Origin of the sequence: Wolbachia endosymbiont of Drosophila barbarae (assembly GCF_044752445.1) — a bacterium.
In the GTDB taxonomy this organism is placed as follows: domain Bacteria; phylum Pseudomonadota; class Alphaproteobacteria; order Rickettsiales; family Anaplasmataceae; genus Wolbachia; species Wolbachia pipientis.
Genome location: NZ_JBIXJM010000155.1, coordinates 1 through 5,075, shown reverse-complemented (window position 1 = coordinate 5,075; position 5,075 = coordinate 1). Strand labels below are relative to the sequence as shown.

The 5,075-nt window shown below is 36.7% G+C and carries 5 protein-coding genes and 1 pseudogene; 4 read left to right on the top strand and 2 right to left on the bottom strand.

The annotated features are described in order from the left end of the window. The 4 genes from ACIPNH_RS02895 to ACIPNH_RS02880 form a co-directional block, all read left to right on the top strand. A partial coding sequence (locus tag ACIPNH_RS02895; protein WP_400771539.1) for a transposase occupies positions 1–215 on the top strand: 215 nt, incomplete at its 5' end. 198 nt (positions 216–413) lie between these two features. After that, positions 414–3,209, top strand: a complete 2,796-nt coding sequence (gene uvrA, locus ACIPNH_RS02890; RefSeq protein ID WP_400771628.1) for an excinuclease ABC subunit UvrA — start codon at positions 414–416, stop codon at positions 3,207–3,209. A gap of 54 nt (positions 3,210–3,263) precedes the next feature. After that, on the top strand, positions 3,264–3,908 hold the full coding sequence (locus ACIPNH_RS02885) for a hypothetical protein (RefSeq protein WP_174515954.1): 645 nt from the start codon (positions 3,264–3,266) through the stop codon (positions 3,906–3,908). 115 nt (positions 3,909–4,023) lie between these two features. After that, entirely contained in the window at positions 4,024–4,755 is a 732-nt protein-coding gene (locus ACIPNH_RS02880) for a ComF family protein (protein WP_155969427.1), read from the top strand. A 36-nt stretch (positions 4,756–4,791) separates the two neighbouring features. Here ACIPNH_RS02880 and ACIPNH_RS02875 read toward each other — a convergent pair whose 3' ends face one another. Further along, a complete protein-coding gene (locus tag ACIPNH_RS02875) occupies positions 4,792–4,926 on the bottom strand; it encodes a hypothetical protein (RefSeq protein ID WP_256437791.1) in 135 nt (44 codons plus the stop codon). A gap of 7 nt (positions 4,927–4,933) precedes the next feature. Next, positions 4,934–5,075: pseudogene (locus ACIPNH_RS06745) on the bottom strand (IS5 family transposase); the annotation flags it as partial.

The window sequence follows — 5,075 nt, the reverse complement described above, 5'->3', positions numbered from 1 at the left end:
GACAGACTGTCATTCTTGACAATGCTACTTTTCATAAGTCTGGTAAGATTATCGAGCTTGCTAGAGGAGTTGGTGCAGAAATTTTGTATCTGCCGCCGTATTCTCCAGATTTCAACAAAATTGAGCATCATTGGTTTGCTATAAAAAACAGAGCTAGGAAAAACATTCCTCTATTCGAATCCTTTCGTCGTGCTGTTGATTCTGCCTTCCTATGACCTGTTCGGACTATTATGAGAAATGCTATAACCGTCATACCGTCGCGGTATCTCAGCCGCTAACAAGTAGCGGAATGACGATTTATCAAACGCTGCTTAATTTTCCGTAACAGTTGAAAAAATCAATAGAAAATCAATATATCACTATAAATTCACGTATTTTGAGGCTATAATGGTTAATACGCTATATGGTATAATATGGACGATTTTATCAGAGTTAAGGGCGCAAGGGAACATAATCTGCAAGGTGTAGACGTCAATATACCGAAAAATAAGCTAGTTGTTATAACTGGGCTAAGTGGTTCTGGCAAGTCTAGCCTTGCATTTGATACGATTTATGCAGAAGGCCAACGCCGGTACGTTGAAAGCCTGTCAGCTTACGCGCGTCAATTTCTCAACATTCAGGATAAACCAGATGTTGAGTCGATTACAGGTCTCTCTCCTGCAATATCTATCAACCAGAAATCGATCTCAAAAAATCCAAGGTCAACAGTTGGAACTGTTACCGAAATTTACGATTACTTGCGCTTAGTATATGCACGAATAGGAGTTCCTTATTCACCTGCAACTGGATTACCAATAACAAAACAAACGGTGTCTCAAATTGTAGATACTATAATTGCGTTACCTTTAGAAACTAAGATATATATACTTGCCCCTGTTGTGCGTGGTAGAAAGGGAGAACATCTTAAAGAGATATTGGAAATTAAAAGACAAGGTTACGTAAGGTTCAAAATAGATGGTGAAGTGTACAATGTAGATGACTTGCCTAAACTCGATAAGAACAAGAAACACGACATTTTTGTGGTTGCAGATAGAATATCAATATTGGGCGATATAGGAAATCGACTGCCAAGTAGTATAGAATCCGCACTAAAACTTGGTAATGGTCTAATGTATGTAGAAATAGTAAACCTACCTGACAACCATAATTCCGAGTATAAAAATGGTCAAATTCTGACTTTTTCAGAGAATTTTGCATGCCCCGAGTCTGGTTTCACTCTTGAGGAAATAGAACCAAGATTATTTTCTTTTAACAGCCCTTACGGTGCATGTGGTTCGTGTAATGGGCTTGGTAAAAAGCTGGCTATTGATGTGAAGCTGATAGTGCCAGATGAAACTCTTTCAATATCTGAAGGCGCTTTAAAGCCAGTGGGATCAATGTTCCGTCAAGTGCACACAGGTTATGGATTTTTAAAAAGTGCAATTCTATCACTGGCTGAAAATTGTAAATTTAGCTTTGATGTTCCGTGGAAGAACATAGATCAAGAAGTAAAAGATATGATACTCTTTGGCTTCGGTAAATTTCAAGGTTTGGTCAGTATCTTAGAAAACCAGATGGATTATGATGAAACGCTTGTTGAGCGATATTGCTCTGTTACTCACTGCAGAGAATGCACTGGCTATAGATTGAGAAAAGAAGCGCTTACAGTAAAAATTGATAGCAAACATATAGGTGAAATATCAGGGCTTAGTATCGATGAATCCCTTAAGTGGTTTGAAAATTTGCCAGACAAGCTCACAGAACAACAGAAGCAAATCTCAAATAAAATACTAAGTGAAATAATCAAGAGGCTAACATTTTTAAAGAATGTAGGGTTGAATTACCTAACGCTTGATCGAGAATCTAGCACTCTCTCTGGCGGCGAGAGTCAGAGGATCAGACTTGCTTCGCAAATTGGCTCAGGATTAACGGGGGTTTTATATGTTCTTGATGAACCCTCGATTGGCCTTCATCAATGTGATAATGATCGGTTAATTGCCACACTAAAAAACTTAAGAGACATGGGTAACACTGTAATCGTTGTTGAGCATGATGAAGATACAATAATGGCTGCTGATTATGCGATTGATATTGGTCCTGGAGCTGGCGTAAATGGTGGAAAAGTTGTTGCAGAAGGAACACCAGACCAGGTGCAAAGAAATTCGGGGAGCATAACAGGGCAATATTTGAGTGGAGAGAAAAAAATTTTAATTCCAAGGAGAAGAAAGCAAGCAACTCAGTTCATAAAAGTAATAAATGCATGTGAAAATAACTTAAAAAATGTGAACGTTAAATTTCCTATAGGGAATCTTATTTGTGTTACTGGAATATCAGGAGGGGGAAAATCAAGTTTAGTCATAGAAACGTTATATAAATATTCAGCACATAAGATACATCATTCGTCTGCAAGGTATGGTCAGTGTGATAGAATAGAAGGCCTTGAATATATAGATAAAGTTATAGAAGTTGATCAGTCGCCAATTGGTAGAACTCCTGCGTCAAATCCAGCAACATATGTTGGTATGTTCACTCATATAAGAAATTGGTTTGCAGGTCTTTCGGAGTCAAAAGCAAGGGGATATAATATAGGCCGGTTTTCATTTAATACCAGAGGGGGAAGGTGTGAGGCTTGTAAAGGTGATGGGCACTTAAAGATAGAGATGCATTTTCTACCGGACGTTTATGTGAAGTGTGAGCAATGTAAAGGGCGAAGGTATAATCGGGAAACATTGGAAGTTACTTATAAAGAAAAATCAATCTCTGATGTCCTTGATATGACGATAGATCAAGCTTGTGATTTTTTTGAAAACCTTCCAATGGTAAAAGAAAAGTTGATTTCTTTGCAGGAAGTGGGGCTTGGCTATATAAAACTCGGACAGTCGTCAACAACGTTGTCTGGGGGTGAAGCACAACGAATAAAGCTGTCCAAGGAGCTATCAAAACGATTTACCGGAAGAACATTGTATATTCTTGATGAGCCAACAACTGGATTACACTTTGAAGATATAAATAACTTACTAAAAATACTCCATAGATTAGTCGATCTGGGAAACACTGTTATAGTTATCGAGCACAATTTGCACGTTATAAAAACTGCAGATTATATAATAGACATCGGACCAGAGGGCGGAATAAAAGGCGGAGAAGTGATTGCTACTGGAACTCCAGAAGAAGTGGTAAAAATTCCAGAAAGTGTTACAGGCAGGTATCTTAAAACGTATTTATTATAAACTATTTCTTAATTATATTAGGCTAGGTTGCATATTTATGATTTGGAGATAAGAATGTCAGTATATCGATACTTTAGAAGGTACGTTGAATATGGAGTTGTACCTGCTAAGAAAGCAGAAGATAACACACTAGTTCCAGAAAATAGTTTCTATAAATCTGTACGTTACGTTGATAATGTGCTAGGACCTGTGAAAGATGTAATTTGTGGAGTTGAGAGTAAAGACAATTATAACAAGTATTATCAAGATAATGATAAATGTGAATACGTGGGCCACAGAGCAGAGGGAGTGTATTCATTGTGTACACTGGGTGCTGTTTTAGCAGCCAACATAATATTGCAACCTTTATTTTTGATAGTGGCATGTTTGTCATACTTTCCAGTCAAGTTATTGTCAAAAATAACAGGGGACTATTGTTTTAAAACAGATACAAAATCATTCGTTAATTATTCAAACATATTTTTAGAAATGGGGCAAGATTGTGCTAATGCAGTAGCTAGAGTATTTAACAAGATTGTAAGTTATGCTTGCGCTGCTATCATTTGGGCTGCCGCGTCAATCATAACGCCACTTGTGTGGGCTTGTGACAAAGTGCAAAGTAAGTTGAGTGAAGTACAGAAGCCAGAAAAACATCAATTTTTATCTAAGGATAATTCAAAGACTACTTCAGTCAATGGTATACCACAAACTGAGTTATAAGTTCTGCTTTTCAGCAGCATGAACTATATTGAAATGGAATAAAAAGTGAAAGAGTGTAAGCTTAAGTTACTTTAGTTATACTATATAAATTATTTTATAATATATTTAATGAGTTGTGAACCTTCTCTTACTAAAAAAAGCTACAAATCTCATATTTCCAAGCGTATGCGTAAGTTGCGAATGTATCATTGATGAAAATCTTAATCTGTGTAGTGAATGCAACAAAAAAATCAATTTTCTAACTAAGCATTACTGCAATGTTTGTGGCGTAGTAATCTCAGACAATATTTATACGTGTGGTAAGTGCATCATCAATCCTCCACCGTTTAAAGTATTAAGATCAGTTTTTGCTTATGATCAACATAGTAGAAACATGATTATAAATTTCAAATTTTTTGATAATTTGAATTACGTAAAAATCTATGCAAAGTGGATACACCAAGCTAATCAGGATACATTTCAGAACGCAGAGATCATAATTCCTATACCGTTACATAAAATGCGCTTGTTTAAACGTAAATATAATCAAGCAGCACTGCTTGCAAAAGAATTGAGTAAGTTGTCCAATTTATCCTATACGCCATTTGCAATAAAACGCCTTCGCCATACTGCGCCTCAAGCTGGTCTTTCACTTAAACAGCGTGAAAAAAATTTAAAGAAGGCTTTTAAAACAAGCAACAAGAAAATTATCGAAAATAAAATCGTGATATTAGTTGATGATGTGGTAACAACCGGAGCAACTGTAAGATCTTGCTCTCAGGAAATTTTAAACTCCGGTGCAAAAGAAGTGAGAGTGCTATCACTTGCAAGAACGGTGAATGATTGGACCTCTTGCATAAAAAATTAGCAGTCAGTATCATCCAAGTAGCTTGACTACTTGGATCTATTTTTTTCTAGATTCCAGCGCCAGCGTCACGCACATAGCTGTACGAACATTGTTTGCCAAGGAGGGTGTCATCCCAGTGCTTGACACTGGGATGGCTTTGTTGCATCGCTCTTCGGATAGTAGGTAACGCACAATAAATTTATGAAGCTATCTCAAATTTAGCCATACCAATATCAGTGAACTTATTGAGCAAATAGCATTTAACAAGTAGTTCCTTCTCTCTATTTGTCTCAGATTTATTCCTAAAACTAAACCCGAATGTTTGTTTCAGTCGCGAGAAA

Coding starts and splice junctions, on each gene's coding strand:
- uvrA (WP_400771628.1), top strand. CDS start 414: ATGGACGATTTTATCAGAGTTAAGGGCGCAAGGGAACATAATCTGCAA.
- ACIPNH_RS02885 (WP_174515954.1), top strand. CDS start 3,264: ATGTCAGTATATCGATACTTTAGAAGGTACGTTGAATATGGAGTTGTA.